The 20,604-nt window shown below is 71.1% G+C and carries 15 protein-coding genes; 11 read left to right on the top strand and 4 right to left on the bottom strand.

What is annotated here, in order from left to right; all coding sequences use genetic code 11:
- Positions 1 to 92: 92 nt before the first annotated feature.
- The 4 genes from E0493_RS23765 to E0493_RS23930 form a co-directional block, all read right to left on the bottom strand.
- Positions 93 to 1,043 carry a CobW family GTP-binding protein gene (locus E0493_RS23765; protein WP_160938180.1) on the bottom strand — a complete coding sequence of 317 codons (951 nt, stop codon included), beginning with the start codon at positions 1,041 to 1,043 and terminating at the stop codon, positions 93 to 95.
- Positions 1,043 to 2,533, bottom strand: a complete 1,491-nt coding sequence (locus E0493_RS15685; protein WP_160938179.1) for an amidohydrolase family protein — start codon at positions 2,531 to 2,533, stop codon at positions 1,043 to 1,045. Before E0493_RS15685 ends, E0493_RS23765 begins: the two co-directional genes overlap by 1 nt.
- A 272-nt stretch (positions 2,534 to 2,805) precedes the next feature.
- On the bottom strand, positions 2,806 to 4,461 hold the full coding sequence (locus E0493_RS15680; protein WP_160938178.1) for a M28 family peptidase: 1,656 nt from the start codon (positions 4,459 to 4,461) through the stop codon (positions 2,806 to 2,808).
- Positions 4,458 to 6,194 carry a M28 family metallopeptidase gene (locus E0493_RS23930; protein WP_202397156.1) on the bottom strand — a complete coding sequence of 579 codons (1,737 nt, stop codon included), beginning with the start codon at positions 6,192 to 6,194 and terminating at the stop codon, positions 4,458 to 4,460. Before E0493_RS23930 ends, E0493_RS15680 begins: the two co-directional genes overlap by 4 nt.
- 282 nt (positions 6,195 to 6,476) lie before the next feature.
- On the opposite strand from E0493_RS23930, the gene E0493_RS23925 reads away from it, so the two are divergent.
- Genes E0493_RS23925 through E0493_RS15620 form a run of 11 tightly spaced genes read left to right on the top strand, consistent with a single transcriptional unit; the run spans position 6,477 to position 20,592 of the window.
- A complete protein-coding gene (locus E0493_RS23925; protein ID WP_202397155.1) occupies positions 6,477 to 8,162 on the top strand; it encodes an ABC transporter substrate-binding protein in 1,686 nt (561 codons plus the stop codon).
- Between the two features lie 10 nt (positions 8,163 to 8,172).
- Positions 8,173 to 9,147, top strand: coding sequence for an ABC transporter permease (locus tag E0493_RS15665; RefSeq protein WP_160938177.1), 975 nt, complete (start codon positions 8,173 to 8,175; stop codon positions 9,145 to 9,147).
- On the top strand, positions 9,140 to 10,060 hold the full coding sequence (locus E0493_RS15660) for an ABC transporter permease (protein WP_202397154.1): 921 nt from the start codon (positions 9,140 to 9,142) through the stop codon (positions 10,058 to 10,060). Before E0493_RS15665 ends, E0493_RS15660 begins: the two co-directional genes overlap by 8 nt.
- Positions 10,057 to 11,076 (top strand): ABC transporter ATP-binding protein, encoded by a 1,020-nt coding sequence (locus E0493_RS15655; protein WP_202397153.1) that lies wholly within the window; start codon positions 10,057 to 10,059, stop codon positions 11,074 to 11,076. Before E0493_RS15660 ends, E0493_RS15655 begins: the two co-directional genes overlap by 4 nt.
- Positions 11,073 to 12,068, top strand: a complete 996-nt coding sequence (locus E0493_RS15650; RefSeq protein WP_160938175.1) for an ABC transporter ATP-binding protein — start codon at positions 11,073 to 11,075, stop codon at positions 12,066 to 12,068. Before E0493_RS15655 ends, E0493_RS15650 begins: the two co-directional genes overlap by 4 nt.
- 38 nt (positions 12,069 to 12,106) lie before the next feature.
- Entirely contained in the window at positions 12,107 to 12,871 is a 765-nt protein-coding gene (locus E0493_RS15645; RefSeq protein WP_160938174.1) for an IclR family transcriptional regulator, read from the top strand.
- A gap of 28 nt (positions 12,872 to 12,899) precedes the next feature.
- Positions 12,900 to 14,042: a M20/M25/M40 family metallo-hydrolase gene (locus tag E0493_RS15640; RefSeq protein ID WP_160938173.1), complete on the top strand. Its 1,143-nt coding sequence runs from the start codon at positions 12,900 to 12,902 to the stop codon at positions 14,040 to 14,042.
- Positions 14,039 to 15,817 carry a hydantoinase B/oxoprolinase family protein gene (locus E0493_RS15635; protein WP_160938172.1) on the top strand — a complete coding sequence of 593 codons (1,779 nt, stop codon included), beginning with the start codon at positions 14,039 to 14,041 and terminating at the stop codon, positions 15,815 to 15,817. The genes E0493_RS15640 and E0493_RS15635 overlap by 4 nt, the downstream gene beginning before the upstream one ends.
- Positions 15,804 to 17,849: a hydantoinase/oxoprolinase family protein gene (locus E0493_RS15630; protein ID WP_160938171.1), complete on the top strand. Its 2,046-nt coding sequence runs from the start codon at positions 15,804 to 15,806 to the stop codon at positions 17,847 to 17,849. The genes E0493_RS15635 and E0493_RS15630 overlap by 14 nt, the downstream gene beginning before the upstream one ends.
- Positions 17,846 to 19,243 (top strand): M20 family metallopeptidase, encoded by a 1,398-nt coding sequence (locus E0493_RS15625; RefSeq protein WP_160938170.1) that lies wholly within the window; start codon positions 17,846 to 17,848, stop codon positions 19,241 to 19,243. Before E0493_RS15630 ends, E0493_RS15625 begins: the two co-directional genes overlap by 4 nt.
- A 20-nt stretch (positions 19,244 to 19,263) precedes the next feature.
- Positions 19,264 to 20,592 (top strand): LLM class flavin-dependent oxidoreductase, encoded by a 1,329-nt coding sequence (locus E0493_RS15620; RefSeq protein WP_235913810.1) that lies wholly within the window; start codon positions 19,264 to 19,266, stop codon positions 20,590 to 20,592.
- The last annotated feature ends 12 nt before the right edge of the window (positions 20,593 to 20,604 follow it).

Genomic DNA, 20,604 nt, shown 5'->3' with positions numbered 1-20,604 from the left:
ATGACGCCGGCCAGGGGCGGCAGACCGTGCCCGGCGCCGTGGCGCCCCGTCAGACCCTAGATTCTCAGACCCTAGTTTCTCAGACCATAGATTCAGGGCGCAGCGACGCATCCGTCCAATGCCGCGCCGATCTCCGCGGAGGAAAGCCGCCCGATCTCCGCGATGAACACGATTCGGGCGCGCGGCAGCCCCGTGGCGGGCGGCCCGCCGCCCTGCCGCATGGGCACCAGGGTGGCCCGGCCGCCGGTCAGCTGGAAAAGAAAGGGATGGCCGGGCTGCTCCACCGCCTCGAACACGCCCTTGGCACGCGCCAGGCGGGGCGCCAGACGGCCGATCGCCGCCTGCAGCCGCGGCAGGGAGAGCGGCGCCTCCGCCGTCCAGCTCAGCGTCTCGAACCGATCGGCATGCGGACGGCGGCGGCCCGGGTCGCGCGGTGTTGGCGGGCGGCTGGGGTCCTCCGGAAGCACAAGCGCCAGCGGAACCTGGCCCTGCGGCGCCTCCACCACGGTCGCGGCCGGGCGGAGGGCCGCCACCGCCGCATGGACGCGCGCCCGCCCGGCCGCGTCGGTCAGGTCGGTCTTGCTCAGCGCCACCACATCGGCCATGCGGAGCTGGGCGCGCAGCAGCGGGTCCTCCATCGCCCTGGGCGGGGCGGCGGCGTCCACCACGCAGAGCACCGTCTCCAGTGGCGCCTCGCGCAGGATGACCGGGTCCATCAGGTTGCGCACGATGTCGGCGGGGTCGGCCACGCCGCTGGTCTCGATGAGGATGGCCTCGGGCCGCGGCTTCCGGCGCAGCAGGCTGGCCAGGGTGCGCAGCAGGTCGCCTTCCAGCGTGCAGCAGATGCAGCCATTGGCCAGGCTGACCACCCCGTCCGTCGCTCCGGAGATCAGCTCGGCGTCGATGTTGATGGCGCCGAAGTCGTTGACCACGGCGGCGATCCGCCGCCCCTCGGCATGGGCAAGGATATGGTTCACCACCGTGGTCTTGCCCGCCCCCAGAAAGCCGGTGACGAGCAGGACGGGAACGGGGCTCTCCGCCATCAGCGGAGGGCACTGGGCCGGCGCACCGGCTTGCCGGGCCGCGCCGCCGCGTCCAGCACGCCGTCCGCGATCACCGGGCCGCCGCTGACGATCAGGTGCCGCACGCCTTCGGCCGGGCGGTTCATCGCGGTGAACTCGGCCTTGTCGCTGAGCGTCTCATAGTCGAAGACCACCAGGTCGGCATCGGCGCCCACCGAAAGCCGCCCCTTGCCCAGCATGGCGGGGGTGCTGGCCTCCAGGATCTGAGCCGGAATCAGGGAGCACTTGCGGATACCCTCCAGCAGCGGGATCGCCTGGCGCTCGCGCACCCAGTGGCGGATGAAGCGGGTGAAGCAGCCGGCCGAGCGCGGATGCGAGGTCGCCTCCTCCGGCAGTGGCCAGGCCTCGCCCGTGTAGGTGCTGCCGTCCGGCATGCTCCAGGGCATCGCGTCCGAGGCGATGGCGCCGTCCGGGTAGAGCACGGCCATGTCGAGCAGCTCGCGGTGGCGCGCGTTGTGCTCGGTGTCCAGCACGTGCCACAGCACCAGCTGCGAAGGGTCCTCGGCCTGCGCCGCCAGCAGCTCGCTCCGGTCGCGGAAGCGGTGCCCGTCCGTCACCCGCTGCACCGAATCGTAGCCAAGCCCGTTGCGCGCCTCGAACTCCGGATCGCTGAAGAAGGCCGCCGCCAGCACGGTGGAGCCGGTGCCGTAGGGATAGGCCTCCACCGTGATGGGCAGGCCCTGCTCCTGCGCCTTGCGCACCAGCGCGTAGCAGCGGGCGATGTCGGTTTTGCTGGAACTGTTGAAGTGGCAGATGTGCATGTGCGCGCCGGTGGCGCCGGCATAGCCGATCAGGCGGATATAGGCCTCGGCGGCGCTTTTCGGGTCGATCCTCGCCATGTAGGCGACATGCGTGAAGGTCGGCACGTTCTTCGCCGCGGCAAGCTGGCAGACCGCCGTCAGCTCCTGCACCCCGGCGCCGGGGGCATAGGCGTTCAGGATGCCGATGCCGATGCCGCCCTCGTCCAGCCCCTGCGCGATGCGGTCCAGGATGCCGGACAGTTCGGCCTCGGTGGCGACGTTGTCCATCCAGCGCCGGTCCCGCATGGCGCGGCCGAAGGCTTCCAGCGAAGATTCCTCGTTGGTTCCGACCATGGCGCCGATGCGTGCGAAGGCCCAGTTGGTGGCGGCGCCGTAGTTCAGCACGCGGCCCTGCTCCGCCTGCCGCCGGTACCAGGAGGCGACCGGCATCACGCCGGCTTCCAGGTCAAGCGTCGTGGTCACGCCGTCGAAGGCCTGCATGCGGTCGGCGGGGACGGACTGGCCATGCGCGTGCAGGTCGATGAAGCCCGGGGCGACCACCAGGCCGGCGGCATCGATCACTTGCTCCGCCTCGCCCAGGTGGGTGCCGATGGCGGCGATCCTGCCATCCTGGACCACGACGTCCGCGACGGCGTCCATTCCGCTCGCCGGATCCACAACGCGGCCGTTGCTGATCACCAGGGCACCCATATCGCCACTCCACCTGCAGAAACCGGTGCCGCGCCGGGCCTATGGCGCAGCGGTGGGCCAGTAGAAACACAATCGGCAATGGGCGCAATGCGGGGACCAAGGAGATGGCCGGCGCCGAGGTGTGGAGCATGCCTGCCGCAGCAGGCGCGCGGTGGCCGCATCAGCAGGCCCGCCGTCGCGCCGCGCCCTCGCCGGCGGCCGCGAGGCCCTGTGGATCCAGCGGCCACCGCTGAACCGAAAGGATGCCGCGGATGCGGCGCCCCCGTTCGGGTTCAGCCATCCAGTGCCGCGCGGGCCCGTTGCAGCCCATGGAGCAGCCGGTTGCAGGCGCGCACCGCCGCCACGCCCAGGAAGCGGGCTTCGTCCGACCCCGCAGGCGCCTGCGCCCAGGCCTTCAACGGGCGCAGCAGCGGCCAAGCCGGCAAGGGGAGCGCCGGATCATGGGCAAAGCGGTCGTGCTCCGCCATGTGCAGGGGAACCAGGGCACGGCAGGCCTGCATCACCGCATGGTCGGAGGAGGGAGTGGAGGCTGCCGCCAGGGCTTCCGCTGCCGCGACGGCCCGCGCCAGACAGGGCGCAGCGGGCCCCTCTTGCGGCAGCCCTTGCAACTCCTGCAGCAGGGCCGCCGCGGTGGCCGAGGGGTCCAGCGGCAGCACCGGTTCGGTCAGCAGGCGCCACAAGGCGTGCACGAAGACGCGGGTGTCGCGCACCAGGAAGCCTTCATCGATCTTGTCGATCAGGTCGTGCGGCGTGTGCCACCACCAGCCCAGCGCATTGCGCATGGTGGGCGGCCCGAAGGTCGGCGTGCCCGGCACCTGCGTGCTGAGGCCGCCGAACATGGAGGGAATGCCGATGCCCCAGAAGGACTGATCGCTGCTGCGCGAGGGCCTTTTGCCCTTGTAGTGCTGCCCGGTTTCGGCGGCGATGGTGTCGGCCGCCAGCGCGACGAGTTCCGGCGTCACGCCGGTTTCGGTCAGCACGGTGGCGCCGATTCCGCCGGTGGAATCCACGTTCACATGCGCGGCGCAGCGGCGGTCCAGTTCTTCCCAGCGCGTGTCGGCATACCAGGCGGAGCCGGAATAGCGTCCATGCGAGTGACCGGACCAGAAGCACAGCCGCAGCCCACGCCGCCACGCGCCCTGCCGGCCGGCGAGCACGCGCGCCGCTTCCAGCATCGTCGCGTTGGCCGAGCCGTTGTCCATCACGCCCTCGTACCAGGTGTCGTGATGGCCGGAGAACAGGATGAAGGGCGCCTCGGCCCCGCCCTGCCCGTCCAGTTCCGCCTCCAGCAGCGGCGTCTGCCGCCAGCCGGTATCCACCTCGGAATGCAGCACCGCCTCCAGCGCCTCGCCGGCGGCGAGCCGCGCGCGCAGCGCCTGCCCATCCTCCTGCGAGATGGTGCAGACCACCGTCCTGGGCAGGTCCGGCAGGGTGGCATCGGAGGGGCTGCCCCACACCGGCGAGATGCACATCTCGTGCAGGTGCTGCTGCGGGCTGATGTGCAACTGCCCGGCGGCGCCGGCGGCCGAGGCCAGGGCCGCGACGGCCGGGCTGGCGATGCCCTCCACCAGCACGACGCGGCCCTGCACGTCACGCCCCTCGAACTCCGCCGCGGTGCCGCGGCCGAGGTCCACCAGCGGCCCCCGCAGCCCGCCCGCCGGCGAGGGGCGCGAGAAGGACTGCGTGATGGCCTTCAGCGCCTTGCCGCCCGCCTCCACCCGCGCCGGGCCGGGCAGGCTGATATAGGCGTCGTGCATCAGCAGGCGCGTGCGATAGCCGAAGCCGTCGAGCTGCGCCTTCAGATAATGGAAGCTCTCCAGCTCTTCGGGGGTGCCGGAGAGCTTCACACGCCGGGCGAATTCCTGCACGTGGCGCATCAGCGCCGGGCCCGTCACGGCCTCCTTCAGGGCGGTGACGCTCTCGCTCATGCCACGGCCTCCTCGACCAGCTGCCTTGCCGCACGCACCGCCGCGACATAGCGGTTCTGGCCGCGCATCAGCTCCACGCCGCCACTGCGGCGCAGCGCCTCCGGAAGCTGCGGCAGCTCGGCGGCGATGGCAAGCGTCGGCAGCGGCGGCACGGTGTAGGCGGGGTCGTGGCGGAAGCGCGCCTCCCGCGTCGCGTTGACCGGCACGAGGATGCGCGCGAGGCGGAGGATGGCCGCGTTGCGCGCGGCAGGCGCGGCCTGCGCCAGCTTCTCCACCGCCGCCCGCAGCGCCTCGGTCTCGGCGCGCGCGGCCGAAAGGTCGGCCATCCCTTTCGAAGCGTCCGCATACTGCGCGATGGTGGCCAGGAACTCGTCGCAGGTGGCAAGCCAGTCGAAGGGCAAGACCTCCGCATTGGCCACGCGCAGCACCGAGAGCAGGTAGATGCGGATGTCGGTCAGCAGGATGTCACGGTCGGCGATCTCGATGGTGTCGTTCTCGGTGTGCCAGGCGATGTTGGCGCCGCAGCCGGAGACGTCATAGTAGCCCTTCTCCTTCCGCAGATGCTCCGGCATGGTGGAGGAGAGCATGAAGAAGCTGGGCAGGCCGATGTTGTTGAAGGAGTAGTCGCCGGCCTGGGGCGGCCGCAACGTCTTCACCTCGGCATCCGGCACGACGTCCAGGATGGCCTGGGTGGCGATCTTCGCGCTTTCGGTGAAGGCGCGCGTGTCGTGGTAGCTGGTCGCCCAGCGGCAGCCCGGGCTGTCGCAGTTGATCTGCACCACGCAGTTCTCGTCGAGGTCCAGGGCGAAGCGGTCGGTGAACCAGGTGGAGCCGGCATAGCGGCCTGTGGAGTGTCCGGGCCACCAGGCGATCTTCACCGAGCGGCGCAGGTCGGCGCGGCCGTTCCACAGCACGCGCGCCAGTTCCAGCAGCGTGGCGTCGCCGGTGGCGTTGTCGCCGACGCCCACGTCCCAGCTGTCATAGTGGCCGTGCACGAGCGCGAACTTTTCCGGCTCGACGCTGCCGGGGATGGTCACCACCGGGATCTTCTGCGGGAACCAGCCCTCCAGCATCTCGGTGAAGATCGTGGCCTCGCCGCCCTGCTCGGCCAGGGCCATCAGCTCCTGCCCATCCGGATTGTTGACGGCGACGACCGGAATCTTCGGCTTGCGCGGCAGGTCGGCGAGGTCCGGGCTGCCCCAGATGGTGGTGCAGGTGCCCCAGTGGATGTCCACGCCGGGATTGACCGCAATGAGGCCGACACCGCCCCACTCCTCGATCAGCGAGGTCAAGGCCGGGTTGCCGAAACCGGACATGACGACGATGTTGCCCGCCACCAGCGCGCGCACTTCCTCAAGGGAGCGGATGCTGCCGCCGAACAGGGTGGCGATGTCGCGGTTGTAGCTGCGCAGCGCCTTCGGATTCGCCTGCAGCTTGACCAGTTTCGCGCTGCGCCCCTGCGGCACTGGCAGCGAGGAGGAGGGCGGCTTGGCGCGATAGCTCTTGCCGCCCGCCCGCACCGAGGCGGACAGTGGAACCGAGAGGCAGATCTCCGGCTGGTGCACGTCCACCGGTATTCCGAGCGCCGCCAGCCGACCGGCGATCACGTCGGCAGCGGCATTGACATCCTCGGGCCGCCAGCGCGGCATGGTGGAAAAGGTCTCCACCAGATCCCAGGGGTGATCGAGGCTGACAGCCTCCAGGAACCGGCGTTCGAGATCGGTGATGGGCACCCTTGGCACTCCCTTGCCCCGTTACGACAGCTGAACCGATGTTTCTCCCGATCGGGAGGAGCGTCAACCTCTTGCGGAATGAAAACGTTCCGATCTGCTGCTTTCTTGGTCTTTCTGAGCTGCACTCCTGTACCTCCAGGGTGGTTTCGCGCATGGCGGCGACGGGATGCCGGAAAATCGGGCAGAAAACCCAAACAGGGAGTTGAGCGTGACCGAAACACCGGTTTAGGCTTCGTCGATCCCGGGCGCGGCAGCGCGCCCCTCATCCTGGAGAATGCCGCCGTGACCGCTACCACGCTCTCGCGCCGCGCCTTGCTCGCCAGCTCCGCCCTTTCGCTGCTGCCCGCGCTCACCCCCCGCCTCGCCATGGCCGCCACGCCGGGCGACAAGATCCGCAAGCTCACGCTGCTCTCGGCCGCGCAGGCGAGCGATCCGCAGGAGTTCCAGGCGGCGCAGCTGATCGCCCAGTCCTGGCGCCAGCTTGGCCTCGATGTGGACGTGCGAGGCCTGCCGCGGCCCCAGCTTTCGGACGTCGTCTGGAACAACCGCACGAAGTGGGACATGACCATGTGGCGCATGGTCGGCCGCCCCGAGCGCAGCGACCCGGACGAGTTCACCTTCAACCTCTACAACCCGGCCACCATCGAGACCGGCTACAACTTCATCGCCTACAACAACCCGGACTTCCAGAAGATCGCCCAGGCGCAGCGCGCCGAGACCGACCGCGAGGCCCGGCGCAAGCTGCTCTACGAGGCGCAGGACGTCATCAACCGCGACCAGCCCTACCTCTTCCTGGTCTATCCGAAGAACGTTCTGGCCTATGACCAGAGCGTCTGGAAGCCGGAGAGCGTGGTGGAGCAGAGCGGCATCGGCATCCGCTGCTTCTGGACCTTTCTGCGCGCCGAGCCGGCGGGCGCCAAGCGCGACATGATCTGCAACGCCGCCGAATCGATGATCGCCATCAACCCGCTCTACATCAGCGGCGCCATCGACAGCTGGGTGACGGAGCTGGTCTGGGACCGGCTGATGCGCGTCGGCCCCGATGGGCTGCCGCAGCCCTGGGCGGCGGAGAAGGTCACGCAGGTGGACCCCACCACCATCGACGTGGTGCTGCGTGCCGGGCAGAAGTGGCATGACGGCAAGCCGGTGACGGTGGAGGACGTGGTGTTCTCCTTCGAGGCGCCGGCCACCAGCGACAAGTCGCCGATGTACAAGCCCTTCGTCGGCAACATCGCTTCCGTCAAGGCGACCGACGACCGCACCGTCCGCTTCGTGCTGAAGACGCCGAGCGCCGCCTTCACCACCTCCACCCTGGCCAAGATCAACCTGGTGCCGAAGCATGTCTGGGCGCCGATCCTGAAGGGCCTCGAGGGCAAGCCGGAAAACGCGGAAACGGTGCAGGAGGAGCAGCCAGTCGGTTCCGGCCCCTTCAAGGTGGCGCGCTTCAAGCTGAACGAGGAGATCGTGCTGGAGGCCAATCCCGACTACTGGGAGAAGCCGAAGATGGACCGCTGGATCCTGCGGATCATCACCAACACCGGCGCGGCGCTCGGCATGCTGCCGCGCGGCGAGCTCAACTTCCTCACCGACTACCGCGGCGACCCGAAGCTGCTGACCGACATGGCGAAGCAGAACCCCAACATCTCCGTGGTGGCGACTACCGACATGGGCTTCCGCTTTGTCGCGCCCAACGAGCGGCGCCAACCCTTCGACGACGCCCGCTTCCGCCGTGCGCTCTCGCTGGCCATCAACCGCCAGCTTATGGCCGCCGCCGCCTGGAACGGCTTCGCCACGCCCGCCAACTCCTTCGTCTCGCCCGCCCTGCCCTACTGGAGCAAGCCCGGCATCAACGACCTGAAGGCGGACATGAGCGAGGCCAAGAAGCTTCTGGAGGAGGCCGGCTATGTCGTGGTGCGCGGCAAGCTGCACTACCCCGAGGGGGTGAAGGAAACCCTGGACGCCTCCTGAGGCCCGCGCCATGCCCTACCTGATCCGCCGGCTGTTGCAGATGGCCTTCGTGCTCTGGGCCGTCGCCACCATCGTCTTCCTGATGTTCCGGCTGATGCCGGGCGACCCCAGCGCCGCCTTCATCGACCCGACCTTCACGGTGGAGCAGCAGCAGGCGGTCCGCGCGCAGTTCGGGCTCGACCGGCCGCTGCCGCAGCAGTACCTGATCTATCTCGGCAACCTGCTGCACGGCGAGTTCGGCCTCTCCTTCCGCCAGCGCCAGCCGGTGCTCGGCATGGTGCTGGAGGTGCTGCCGAACACGCTGCTGCTGACGCTGACGGCGCTGCTGATCGCCTATGCCTTCGGCACGCTGCTCGGTGCGCTGATGGCCTGGAAGCGCGGCGGCCGGTTCGAGGCGATCAGCGTGCCGCTGGTGCTGACCACGCGAGCGGCGCCGGAATTCTGGGTGGGCATGGTGATGCTGGCCATCTTCGCCTTCGGCCTGGGCTGGCTGCCCTCCGGCGGCGCCAACGTGGCGGGGGCGCAATACGCCTCCGAATGGGACCGCATCCTCTCCCTCGACTATCTCCGCCACCTGGCGCTGCCGGCGCTGACCTTGGCCATCTATCTCCAGGGGCTGCCGGCGCTGCTGATGCGCTCCTCCATGTTGGAGGTGATGCGGGAGGAGTTCGTCACCATGGCCCGGATGAAGGGGCTTCCCGAGCGCACCATCATGCTGCGGCATGCCGCGCGCAACGCCTTGCTGCCGCTGGTCACCGCCTTCGCGCTCGGCTTCGGCCAGTCGGTCGGCGGCAACGTGGTGGTGGAGAACGTGTTCAGCTGGCCCGGTCTCGGCCGGCTGCTGGCCGAGGCTATCGCCAACAGCGATTATCCCCTGGCGCAATGCGCCTTCCTGCTGATCGCCCTTGTTCTGGTGCTGATGAACTTCCTGGCCGACCTGCTCTACGGCCTGCTGGACCCGCGGGTGGCCCATGGACGTGGCTGAAGCCCGCGCGGCGCCAGCCGTCGCCGCCCTCCCCATCCGTCGCCGCCGCGGCGCCTGGGCTGCCTTCGCGCGGCACCTGCTGCGCGATCCCTATGCGCTCATCGGCATCTCCATCTACGCCATTTTCGTGGTCGTCGGCCTCACCGCTCCCTGGTTGGCGCCCTATGACCCCATGGAGATCCTGTTCACCGCGGATGGTGGCCTCGCCGCCTCTCTCCCGCCGAGCGCGGATCATTGGCTCGGCACCACCAATCTCGGGCGCGACATCGTCTCGCAGCTCGTGATGGGGACGCAGCCCTCGCTGATCGTGGGCCTCTCGGCGGCGGTTGCCGTGGCCAGCATCGGCACCGTCGTGGGCCTGCTCGCCGGATATTTCGGCGGCGCCGTGGATCAGGTGTTGATGCGCGTGACGGATATCGTGCTCGGCCTGCCCTTCCTGCCCTTCGTCATCGTCGTCACCGCGCTGCTGGGGCCGGAGCTGCAGAACATCGTTTTCGCCGTCGCGGTTCTGCTCTGGCCCAACGCGGCGCGCGTCATCCGCAGCCAGGTGCTCACACTTTCGCAGCGGCAGTTCGTCGAGGCGGCGCGCGTCACCGGCGCCGGCGAGTGGCGCATCCTCTTCGTGCATGTGGCGCCGAGCGTGCTGCCCTTCTCCGCGCTCTACGGCGCCTTCGCCGTGGGCTGGGCGATCCTGACCCAGGCCAGCATCGCCTTTCTCGGCTTCGGCGACAGCTCCGCGATTTCGTGGGGCACCATGCTGCAGGATGCCTATGCCTCCCAGGCCCTGGACCGCGGCCAGTACTTCTGGTTCCTGCCGGCCGGGTTCTGCATCGTGCTGGTGGTGCTGGCGGGCTTCCTGGTCAGCCGTGGCTACGAGGACCTGCTCTTCCCCAAGCTGAGGGACGACACGTGACGGAACTGCTCGCGGTGCGCGACCTCGCCGTCGCTTATGCCAACGGCGCGGTCCATGCGGTGGATGGCGCCAACCTTAGCGTCCGGCGCGGCGGCATGCTTGGCCTCGTCGGCGAATCCGGCTGCGGCAAGACCACGCTGGCGCGCGCGCTGATGGGCGTGCTGCCTGGCGGCGCCCGCATCACCCGCGGCGAGGCGCGGCTGGACGGCACCGACCTCGTTGCGCTTTCCCCCGCCGCGCGCCGTGCGCGCCTGTGGCGGGACCTCGCCTTCGTGCCGCAGACGGCGATGAGCGCGCTCGACCCCGTCTATCGCCTGCGCGACCAGATGCGCGAAGTGCTGTGCGATCGCGGCGGCCTCTCCCGCACCGCGGCCGATGCGCGCGCCGTCGAGCTGTTCGAAGCGGTCGGCCTGCACCCGAGCCGGCTCGCGGATTATCCGCACCAGTTCAGCGGCGGAATGCGCCAGCGCGCCGCCATCGCCCTCGCGCTGGCGCTGAAGCCCAAGCTCGTGATCGCCGACGAGCCGGTGACGGCGCTCGACGTCATCGTGCAGCGCCAGGTGCTGGACACCTTCCGCAGCCTGAGCACCGACCTCGGCCTGTCAGCCATCATCGTCACGCATGACATCAGCGTCGTCGCCTATCTCTGTGACCAGGTGGCGGTGATGTATGCCGGGCGGGTGGTCGAGCACGGCCCCGCCAACGCCGTGCTGGAGCAGCCATCCCACCCCTACACCATGGGCCTGATGAACGCCTTCCCCGACCTGGAAAGCGACGAGGCGGTGCTTGCACCCATCGAAGGTTCGCCGCCGCCGCTCTCCGATCCGCCGCCCGGCTGCCGCTTCGCTCCCCGCTGCCCCTTCGCGGAGGCGGTCTGCACGCGCGAGGTTCCCCCGGCGGTCGCGGTGACGCCCGACCACTGGGCCGCCTGCCACCGCACGCCGGAAGCCGCCGCGCTGCGGCCGCGGGCGCGCGATCCGCTCACCTGGCGCGGTGTCGCGGAGGCCACGGCATGAGCGCGGCGCCGGAACAGCCGCTGGTCGCCGCCTACGGGCTGGCCAAGCACTACCCGGTCGGCCGCAGCCTGCGGCAGGTGTTGCGCGGCGAGCGCCCGATCCTGCGCGCGGTGGATGGCGTGGATCTCGCCCTGCGCCCCGGCGAGAGCGTCGGGCTGGTCGGCGAGTCCGGCAGCGGAAAGACCACCATCGGCCGGCTGCTGCTGAAGCTGACGGAGCCCAGCGCTGGCCAGATCGCCTTCGCGGGCGAGGATCTCGGCCGCCTGGACCGCCGCGCGACGCTGCGCTTCCGCCAGCGCGCGCAGCTTGTGTTCCAGAACCCGTTCGACGCGCTGAACCCGCGCTTCAGCATCGGCCGCGCGCTGGCCGAGCCGCTTTCCAACACCGGTGTGCCCAGGGCCGAGCATGAGGCGCGCATGGCGGAGAGCCTGCGCCGCGTGCACCTTGGCGACCCCGCCCAAGTGCTGGAGAGGATGCCGCACCAGCTTTCCGGCGGCCAGTTGCAGCGCGTGGTGCTGGCGCGTGCCCTGGTGCTGCGCCCGCGCTTTCTGGTGGCGGACGAACCGGTCTCCATGCTCGACGTTTCCGTGCGCGCCGGCATTCTGAACCTGCTGCGGGAGCTGCGCGATACGCTTGGCCTGACGACGCTGGCCATCTCCCACGACCTCACCCTGGTGCGTTACGTCTGCGAGCGGACGCTGGTGATGTACCTGGGCAAGGTGGTGGAGGATGGGCCGACCGCGCAGGTGATCGCCAGGCCGGCGCATCCCTATACGCGCGCGCTGATCCGCGCCGTGCCGCGCCCGCATGTGGACCAGCCGCGCGACGCGCTGCCACTGCACGGCGCGCTTGGCGACGCCGCCAACCTCGCCAGCGGCTGCCGTCTGCGCAACCGCTGCCCCCATGCCTTCGACCGCTGCGCCGCCGAAACCCCGGCCCTCATTGAGATCGCCCCCAGCCACCGGGCGGCCTGCCACCTGCACACGGCCTGATGCAGAACCAGAAGAAAGAACGAGCCGAGGATGACGCCATGGACTACACGATCGCGGCGGTGGACCGCGCCCTCGCTTTGCTGGAGGCGGTGGCCGCCAATCCCGGCGCCGGGCTGAGCGAGCTGGCGCGGCTCACCGGCAGCACCAAGACGCTGGCCTTTCGCATGGCCTCCACGCTCGAGTCGCGTGGCTATCTGCTGAAGGACGACGAGACGCGCGGCTACACGCTTGGCCACAAGCCCCTGCTGCTGGCCGAGAAGATGCAGCACCAGATGCCGCTGCTGCGCGTCGCCAACCCTGTGCTGGACGAGCTGGTGGCGCGCACGCGCGAGAATGTCTCGCTGCTGGTGCGGGACAGGCTGCAATCCGTCTGCATCGGCATCCGGCAGTCGCCGCAGCCGATCCGACTCTATGCCGAGCTGGGGCGGCAGGGGCCGCTGCATGTCGGCGGCGGACCGAAGCTGCTGCTGGCCTTCGCGCCGGAGGAGGTGCAGGCCACTGTCGCCGCAGCCCCGCTGGAGCGCTTCACGCCCGAGACCATCACCGACGGCGAGCGCCTGCGCGCAGTGCTGGAACGCATCCGTGCCCAGGGTTACAATGTCAGCCATGGCGACCAGGATGCCGGCGCCTTCTCCATCGCGGCACCGGTACGCGACCATCTCGGCCGTGTGGTGGCCTCGCTCTCCGTCGCCGGGCCGCAATCACGCCTGACCGACGACCTGGAGCGCCTTTACGTCCGCATGCTGCTGAACGCCGCCGGCGAAATTTCCGCCCGCCTGGGCTGGCGGGAGGCCGCCGCATGATTTCCTTTCCCGACCGGAGCACGCACCGATGAGCCACGCCAATACCCCGCCCTTCGTGGCCGAGGCGCTGCTGGAGGAGATCCGCGCCTGGGTCGAGGTTGAAAGCCCGACGACCGACGCCGCCGCCGTGGACCGCATGATGGACAAGGCCGCGGCCCACGCTGAGGCGGCCGGTGGCCGCATCACCCGCATCCCCGGACGTGACGGCTATGGCGGCCATCTGCTGGTCACCTCCCCCTGGGGCGAGGAGGACGAGCCCGGCATCCTGGTGCTCAGCCATCTGGACACGGTGCATGCCGTCGGCACGCTGGGCGGCCCCCTGCCCTTCAGGGTGGAGGGCGACAGCGCCTTCGGCCCCGGCATCTGCGACATGAAGGGCGGCGCGCTGATCGCGCTGGCGGCGCTGCGGCACCTGATCCGCAGCGGGCAGCGCACGCCACTGCCGGTGCGCCACCTCTTCGTCTCCGACGAGGAGGTCGGCAGCCACACCTCGCGCGAATACATCGAGCGGGAGGCGCGGCGGGCACGCTACGTGCTGGTGACCGAGCCGGCGCGCGAGGGCGGCCGCATCGTCACCGCGCGCAAGGGCACCGCGCGCTTCGACCTGAAGATCCGCGGCCAGGCCGCGCATTCCGGCGCCCGCCACGAGGACGGGCGCAGCGCGGTGAAGGAGCTGGCGCGGCAGATCCTCGACCTGGAGGCGATGACGGACTACGCAACCGGCGTGACGGTCAATGTCGGCCATATTGGCGGCGGCACGCGCGCCAACGTCGTGGCCGATTACGCCTGGGCCGAGATCGACATGCGCGTGCCCAACCAGGAGATCGGCAACCCCGCCATCGAGCGCGTGCTGGCCGTCAAGCCCTATGACCCGGACGTGACGCTGGAGATGACCGGCGGCCTCAACCGCCCGGGCTATGAGAAGGGCGACGCCATTGCCCGGCTCTTCGAGCACGCGCGCGGCCTCGCCGCCGAGATCGGCTTCGACCTCCAAGACCTGAAGACCGGCGGCGGCTCGGACGGCAACTTCACCGCCGCGCTCGGCGTGCCGACGCTGGACGGTCTCGGCGTGGACGGCAAGGGCGGCCACACGCATTACGAGCAGATCTACGTCTCCTCCCTGGTGCCGCGCGCGCGGCTGCTGCTGCGGCTGATGGAGACCCTGGCGTGACCGATTCCGCCCCGCCGGTGCGGCTCTGCGACCCGGTCACGCTGGAGATCGTGCGCGGCGCCATCCGCGCCGCCCAGGCGGAGATGGAGGCGCTGATCGAGCGCACCGCGATGTCCGCCTTCATCCGCGAGAAGAAGGACTTCTACACCGCCCTGTTCGACGCGGAGGGCGTCATGGCGGTGGGTTCTAACGTGCCGGTCTTCGGCGACATCTGCGGCCCCGTCTTCCGCAAGTTCGCGCCGGACACCATGCAGCCCGGCGACCTCTACTGGTACAACGACTGCTACGGCTCGCGCGGCGCGGTCAGCCACTCCAACGACCAGGTCTTCCTGGCGCCGGTCTTCCACGCGGGCCGGCGCGTCGCCTTTGTCATGGGCTGGGCGCATTTCGCCGATATCGGCGGGCTGCGTCCCGGCTCCATCTCGCCGGACGCCACCGACATCTTCCAGGAAGGCATCATCGTGCCGCCGACGAAGCTGATCGCGGCCGGCACGATCAACGAGGCGGCCCTCGACATCTTCTACCGCAACTCCCGCTTCCCGCGCGCCGCGCAGGGCGACACGCGGGCACTGATGGCGAGCGTCGAGCTTGGCGTCGCCCGCATGGCCGAGATCGCCGGCCGCTTCGGCGCCGATGTCCTGGCGGATGCGCTGCGCCAGCTCTTCGAGCGCACGCGGGAGACGGTGCGCGCGCGGCTGAAGCAGACCTTCCCCGTCGGCACCTGGCGCTTCACCGACCGGATCGACGGCGACGGCCATGGCTCCGGCCCGCTCCGCATCCGCTTCGCCCTGACCCGGACGCCGGACGACCGCTTCATCCTCGATGCGACGGAGACGGACGACCAGTCGGTCGGCCCGGTGAACTTCCTGATGAACCCGGACGTGCCGGGCATGGCGCTCGGGCTCTACTTCCTCGGGGGCGAGGCGACGCAAGTGGTCAATGCCGGCGGCCCGCGCGCCATCGACGAGGTGCGGCTGCGCGAGGGCTCGCTGGTGCAGCCGCGCTTTCCCGCGGCACTCGGCATGCGCGGCCTGACCATGATGCGCGTGCTGGCCGCGCTGAACGGGCTGGTTTCCGTGGCCGGCGGCGAGGCCCCGGCGGCGCATGCGGCCTATGTGATCATGCTGCTGCGCGGCACGGCGGGCGGCAAGCCCTTCCTGATGAGCGACGGCATCGGCGTCGGCTACGGCGCCCGCGCCTTCGCCGACGGCATCGACGCCGTCTATTTCGTCGCGCAGGAGAACTACCCCGTCGAATTCCTGGAGCAGGAATACCCGGTGCGGCTGACGCGCTACGGCATCCACCCCGACAGCGGCGGCCCCGGGCGCTGGCGCGGCGGCTGCGGCATCGTGCGCGAATACGAGGTGATGGCGGAGGAGGCCGTCATGGCCATTCGCATCGACGGTGTCGAGAACCCGCCCTGGGGCGCGGGGGGTGGCATGTCCGGCCGGCCCGGCCGCGTCACCGTCAATCCCGGCACGCCGGGCGAGCGCGTGCTGCGGCCGCTCTCGGACGGCAACCGGCTGGTGCGCGGCGACGTGCTGCGCATCGAGACCGGCGGCGGCGGCGGGCGCGGCAATCCCCACGACCGGCCGGCGGAGAGCGTCCTGGCCGACGTGCTGGGCGGCTTCGTCGGCGCCGAGGCAGCGGCACGCGACTACGGCGTCGCGGTGCGGAACGGCGCCGTGGACGCCACCGCCACCGAAGCCCTCCGGGCGGACCGTCCGGCGGCCAAGGAATTCCATCGCGGGAGCTACGCGCATGTCCTCGACTGACGCTCTGGCGCGGCCCCTCTCCATCGCGGTGGATATCGGCGGCACCTTCACCGACATCACCATCCAGGACGCCGCCAGCGGCCGCGCCTGGACCGCCAAGACCCCCTCCACCCCGCACGACCCCTCGGAGGCCTTCCTGACCGGCGTGCGTCTGGCGCTGGAGGCCGCCGAGGGCGCCGCCGCCGGGGTCGGCCGTGTGCTGCACGGCACCACTGTCGCCACCAACATGATCCTGGAGGGCAAGGGCGCCAAGGCGGCGCTGGTCACCACCGCCGGCTTCCGCCACGTGCTCGACATCGGCCGGCAGGACATCCCCCGCCGCGTCAACCTGCACGCCTGGGTGAAGCCCGAGCGTCCGGTGCCGCCCGCCCGCGTCTTCGAGGTGACGGAGCGCGTCTCCGCCCAGGGCGAGGTGCTGGTGCCGCTGGACGAGGCCTCGGTGCGCGCCGCCGCCGAGGCCTGCCGCGCCGCCGGGGTCTCCGCCGTCGCCGTCTGCCTGCTGCACGCCTTCACCGCGCCGGAGCATGAGCGGCGCGTCGCGGAGATGCTGCGGGCGGCGCTGCCCGGCATCGCCGTCACCGCCTCCTCCGACGTGCTGCCGGTCGTGCGGGAGTACGAGCGCTCGCTGGCCACCATCCTGAACGCGCAGGTGATGCCGGCCGTCTCCACCTACGTCCAGCGGCTGGAACGGCGGCTGCAGGGCGAGGGCGTCGCGGCGCCGCTGCTGCTGATGAAGAGCAACGGCGGCGTCGCCGGCGCCACCGCCATCCGCCGCGCCCCCGCCGTCACCGCGCTCTCCGGCCCGGCGGCCGGGGTGGTGGGCGCGCGCGCCATCGCCGCCGCCGCCGGCTTCCCCGACATCATCACCGTCGACATCGGCGGCACCAGCGCCGACATCTGCCTGATGAAGGGCGGCGAGATCCGCCTGACCCAGACCGGCCATATCGGCGACTGGCCGCTGCCCCTGCCGATGGTGGACATGGTCACGATCGGCGCCGGCGGCGGCTCGCTGGCCCGCGTCACGCCAGCGGGCGCGCTGGCGGTCGGCCCGGAAAGCGCCGGCGCCGTGCCGGGCCCGGCCTGCTACGGGCGCGGCGGCACCCACGCCACCGTCACCGACGCGCATGTGGCGCTCGGCCACCTGCCGCCCCGCCTGCTCGGCGGCCGCATGACGCTGGACGTCGCCGCCGCGCGGCAGGCCGTGCAGGACAATGTCGCCGCCCCGCTCGGCCTCGACCTGCACGCCGCCGCGCGCGGCATCCTGGCCATCGCGGATTCCAACATGGTCGGCGCGGTGCGCGTCGTCTCGGTGGAGCGCGGGCACGACCCCCGCGACTTCGCCCTGGTGCCCTTCGGCGGCGCCGGGCCGCTGCATGGCTGCGCCCTGGCCGACCTGCTCGGCATCCGCACCGTTCTGGTGCCGCCCTCCCCGGGCGTGCTCTGCGCCCAGGGCCTGCTCGCCGCCGACCTCAAGGCCGAGTTCAGCCGCAGCCTTTCCGACGCCACGCCGGAGGCGGTGGAGGCCGGCTATGCCGCCTTGGAAGAGGAAGCCGCCGCCTGGTTCGCGGAGGAGCAGGTGCCCCCCGCCCGCCGAGAAACCCGCCGCGTGGCGCTGATGCGCTATGCCGGCCAGGGCGGCGAACTGGCCGTGGCCTGGCCCGGCGACATGGACGCCGCCGCCACCGCCTTCGCCGCGCGGCACAAGGCGCTCTACGGCTTCGACCTGCCGGAGGGCACGGTGGAGCTGGTCACGCTGCGGCTGGAGGCGGTGGGCCAGCTCAGCGGCAGCATCACCGCCCCGCTTCCACCCGGGCGCGGCGCCGAACCCATCGGCCACCATACCGTGCATTTCGCCGGCGGCACGCAGGAGGCGGCGCTCTACGACCGTGCCGCCCTCCGCGCCGGCGACCGCTTCGCCGGCCCCGCCATCGTCACCCAACTCGACGCCACGACCCTGGTGCCGCCCGGCTGGGAGGCACGGATGGACGCCTCCGGTGCCCTGGTGCTGCGCCGGCAGGAGAACGCCCGATGACCCGTGAAGCCGCCGTCGCCGCCGCCCGCGCCCTGCTGGAGGATGGCCCCTACCTGGAGGTGATGGCCCGCCGCGTCGCCATCCCCACCGCCAGCCAGGACCCGGCGAGCGCGCCGCACCTCCTCGCCTATCTGGCCGAGGAAATCCTGCCGGACCTGGAGCGCCAGGGCTTCACCGGCCGGATCTTCGAGAACCCGACCGGCAAGGGCGGCCCATTCCTGATCGCCCGCCGCATCGAGGACCCTTCCCTCCCGACGCTGCTGACCTACGGCCATGGCGACACCGTGCTGGGCCTGGATGCCGGCTGGGAGGAGGTCCTCGCCCCCTGGGTGCTGACCCGGCGCGGCGAGCGGATCTACGGCCGCGGCATCGTCGACAACAAGGGCCAGCACACCGGCAACCTGATGGCCATGGAGGCGGTGCGCCAGCAGCGCGGCGGCCGGCTCGGCTACAACGTCACCCTGCTGCTGGAGATGAGCGAGGAGGTCGGCTCCCCCGGCATCGAGGAGATCTGCCAGCAGCAGCGCGACCTGCTGAAGGCCGACGTGCTGATCGCCTCCGACGGCCCCCGCCTGGTGCCGGACGTGCCGACCCTCACCCTCGGCACGCGCGGCGCCCTCGGCTTCGACCTGCGCGTGAAGTACCGCGAGGGCGGGCACCATTCCGGCAACTGGGGCGGGCTGCTGGCCAATCCGGGCATCCGCCTCGCCCATGCCATCGCCAGCCTCGTCGGGCCGACCGGCGAGGTGCTGCTGCGCGACCTGGTGCCGGAGCGCATCCCCGACAACGTTCGCCGCGCCCTGGCCGATTGCCGGGTGGATGGCGGCAGCGACGGGCCGGAGATCAACGCCTGGTGGGGCGAGCCCGGCCTTTCCGCCGCCGAGAAGGTCTTTGGCTGGAACACCTTCGAGGTGCTGGCCTATTCCACCGGCAACCCTTCCGCGCCGGTCAACGCCGTGCCGCCGGAGGCCTTCGCGCGCTGCCAGATCCGCTACACCGTGGACCGCGACGTGGAGACCTTCCTCCCCGCCATCCGCCGCCACCTGGACGCGCAGGGCTTCACCGACGTCGCCGTGCAGCCGGTGAAGGCGGGCGCCGAGTGGAAGGCGACCCGCATGGACCCGGACGGCCCCTGGCCCCGCCTGGTGGCGGAGAGCGTCCGCCGCACCACGGGCAAGGCACCGATGATCGTGCCGAATGCCGGCGGCTCCCTGCCGAACGACAGCTTCGCGGTGACGCTCGGCCTGCCCACCATCTACATCCCGCATTCCTACAGCGGCTGCTCGCAGCACGCGCCGAACGAGCACGCCCTCTACCCGCTGGTGCGGGAGGGGCTGGAGATCGCCGCCGGGGTCTTCTGGGACCTGGGCGAGATGCCCTGGCCCGGCCGATGACGCCGCCCATGGAGCCGGCCATGCATCTGGGGGCCTTCTTCTTCACCCCCGGAAGCCACTCGGCCGGCTGGCGCCACCCCGAGGCCGTGCCGGAAACCGACATGTCCTTCGCGCACTACGTCGCGATGGCGCAGGCCGCCGAGCGCGGCAAGCTCGATTGCATCTTCTTCCAGGACACGGCGGCGGTGAACGGCAGCGCCGCCCTGCATGGCGGCAGCCCCTGGCGCCCGACCGCCGCGCGGCAGGTCTTCCCCGAGCCGGCGACGCTGATCGCAGCCCTGGCGCCAGTGACCTCCCGTATCGGGCTGGTGGCCACCGCCACCACCACCTATGGCGACCCCTATACCCTGGCGCGCCGCTTCGGCACGGTGGACCATCTCAGCGGCGGGCGGGCCGGCTGGAACCTCGTCACCTCGCAGATCGAGGACGAGGCCGGCAATTTCGGTTTCGACCGCCACCCCGACCACGCCGAACGCTATGAGCGCGCCGAGGAGTTCTTCGACGTTGCCACGGGGCTATGGGACAGCTTCGACGAAGGCGCCTTCCCGCGCGACAAGCAGACCGGCCAGTTCCTGGACCCCGCCAGGGGGCACATCCTGAACCATGCCGGCAAGCACTTCCGGGTGCGCGGCCCGCTGAACCTGCCCCGCTGCCCGCAGGGCCGCCCGGTGATCGCCCAGGCCGGCTCCTCCGGCCCCGGCAGGCAGCTCGCCTCCCGCGTCGCCGACATGATCTTCACCGCGCAGAGCGACCTGGCCGAGGCGCAGGCCTTCTACCGCGACGTGAAGGCGCGCGCCGCCGCCCATGGCCGCGACCCCGCGCATGTGAAGATCATGCCCGGCCTGCTGATCGTCACCGGCCCGACCGAGGAGGCCGCGCAGGCGCATTACCGCTCGCTGGAGGCGCTGGTGGACGACGAGACGGCGGTGAACCTGCTCTCCCGCCTCTGCGGCGACCTCGACATCCGGCAGTTCCCGCTGGACGGCCCGCTGCCCGACCTGCCGCCGAGCAACGCGGCGCGCGCGCGGCAGGAGCACCTCGTCGCCAAGGCCCGGCGCGAGAACCTGACTGTCCGGCAGGTGGCGCGCTACCTTGGCGCCTCGCTCGGACACCACCTGCTGGTGGGCGCGCCGCCGAAGGTGGCGGACGTCATGGAGGAATGGCTGCGCGCCGGCGCCTGCGACGGCTTCATGCTGCTCTTTCCCTACTACCCGAAGCCGCTGGAGGACATCGTGGAACACATTGTGCCGGAGTTGCAGCGGCGCGGCCTGTTCCGCACCGACTACGCCGGCACGACGCTGCGGGACCACCTCGGCATCCCGGTGCCGCCCAGCCGCTACGCGACCTGAGGCTGGCTCGGC

The organism is Teichococcus coralli (assembly GCF_009829925.1).
In the GTDB taxonomy this organism is placed as follows: domain Bacteria; phylum Pseudomonadota; class Alphaproteobacteria; order Acetobacterales; family Acetobacteraceae; genus Pseudoroseomonas; species Pseudoroseomonas coralli.
The sequence above is the reverse complement of the archived record's forward strand: the minus strand, read 5'-3'. Positions and strand labels throughout refer to the sequence as shown.

Excerpts from the sequence above, each read along its gene's own strand:
- E0493_RS15620 (WP_235913810.1), top strand. The coding sequence starts at position 19,264 with ATGCATCTGGGGGCCTTCTTCTTCACCCCCGGAAGCCACTCGGCCGGC.
- E0493_RS15625 (WP_160938170.1), top strand. The coding sequence starts at position 17,846 with ATGACCCGTGAAGCCGCCGTCGCCGCCGCCCGCGCCCTGCTGGAGGAT.
- E0493_RS23765 (WP_160938180.1), bottom strand. The coding sequence starts at position 1,043 with ATGGCGGAGAGCCCCGTTCCCGTCCTGCTCGTCACCGGCTTTCTGGGG.
- E0493_RS15630 (WP_160938171.1), top strand. The coding sequence starts at position 15,804 with ATGTCCTCGACTGACGCTCTGGCGCGGCCCCTCTCCATCGCGGTGGAT.
- E0493_RS15645 (WP_160938174.1), top strand. The coding sequence starts at position 12,107 with ATGGACTACACGATCGCGGCGGTGGACCGCGCCCTCGCTTTGCTGGAG.
- E0493_RS15650 (WP_160938175.1), top strand. The coding sequence starts at position 11,073 with ATGAGCGCGGCGCCGGAACAGCCGCTGGTCGCCGCCTACGGGCTGGCC.
- E0493_RS15685 (WP_160938179.1), bottom strand. The coding sequence starts at position 2,533 with ATGGGTGCCCTGGTGATCAGCAACGGCCGCGTTGTGGATCCGGCGAGC.
- E0493_RS15680 (WP_160938178.1), bottom strand. The coding sequence starts at position 4,461 with ATGAGCGAGAGCGTCACCGCCCTGAAGGAGGCCGTGACGGGCCCGGCG.
- E0493_RS15665 (WP_160938177.1), top strand. The coding sequence starts at position 8,173 with ATGCCCTACCTGATCCGCCGGCTGTTGCAGATGGCCTTCGTGCTCTGG.
- E0493_RS15640 (WP_160938173.1), top strand. The coding sequence starts at position 12,900 with ATGAGCCACGCCAATACCCCGCCCTTCGTGGCCGAGGCGCTGCTGGAG.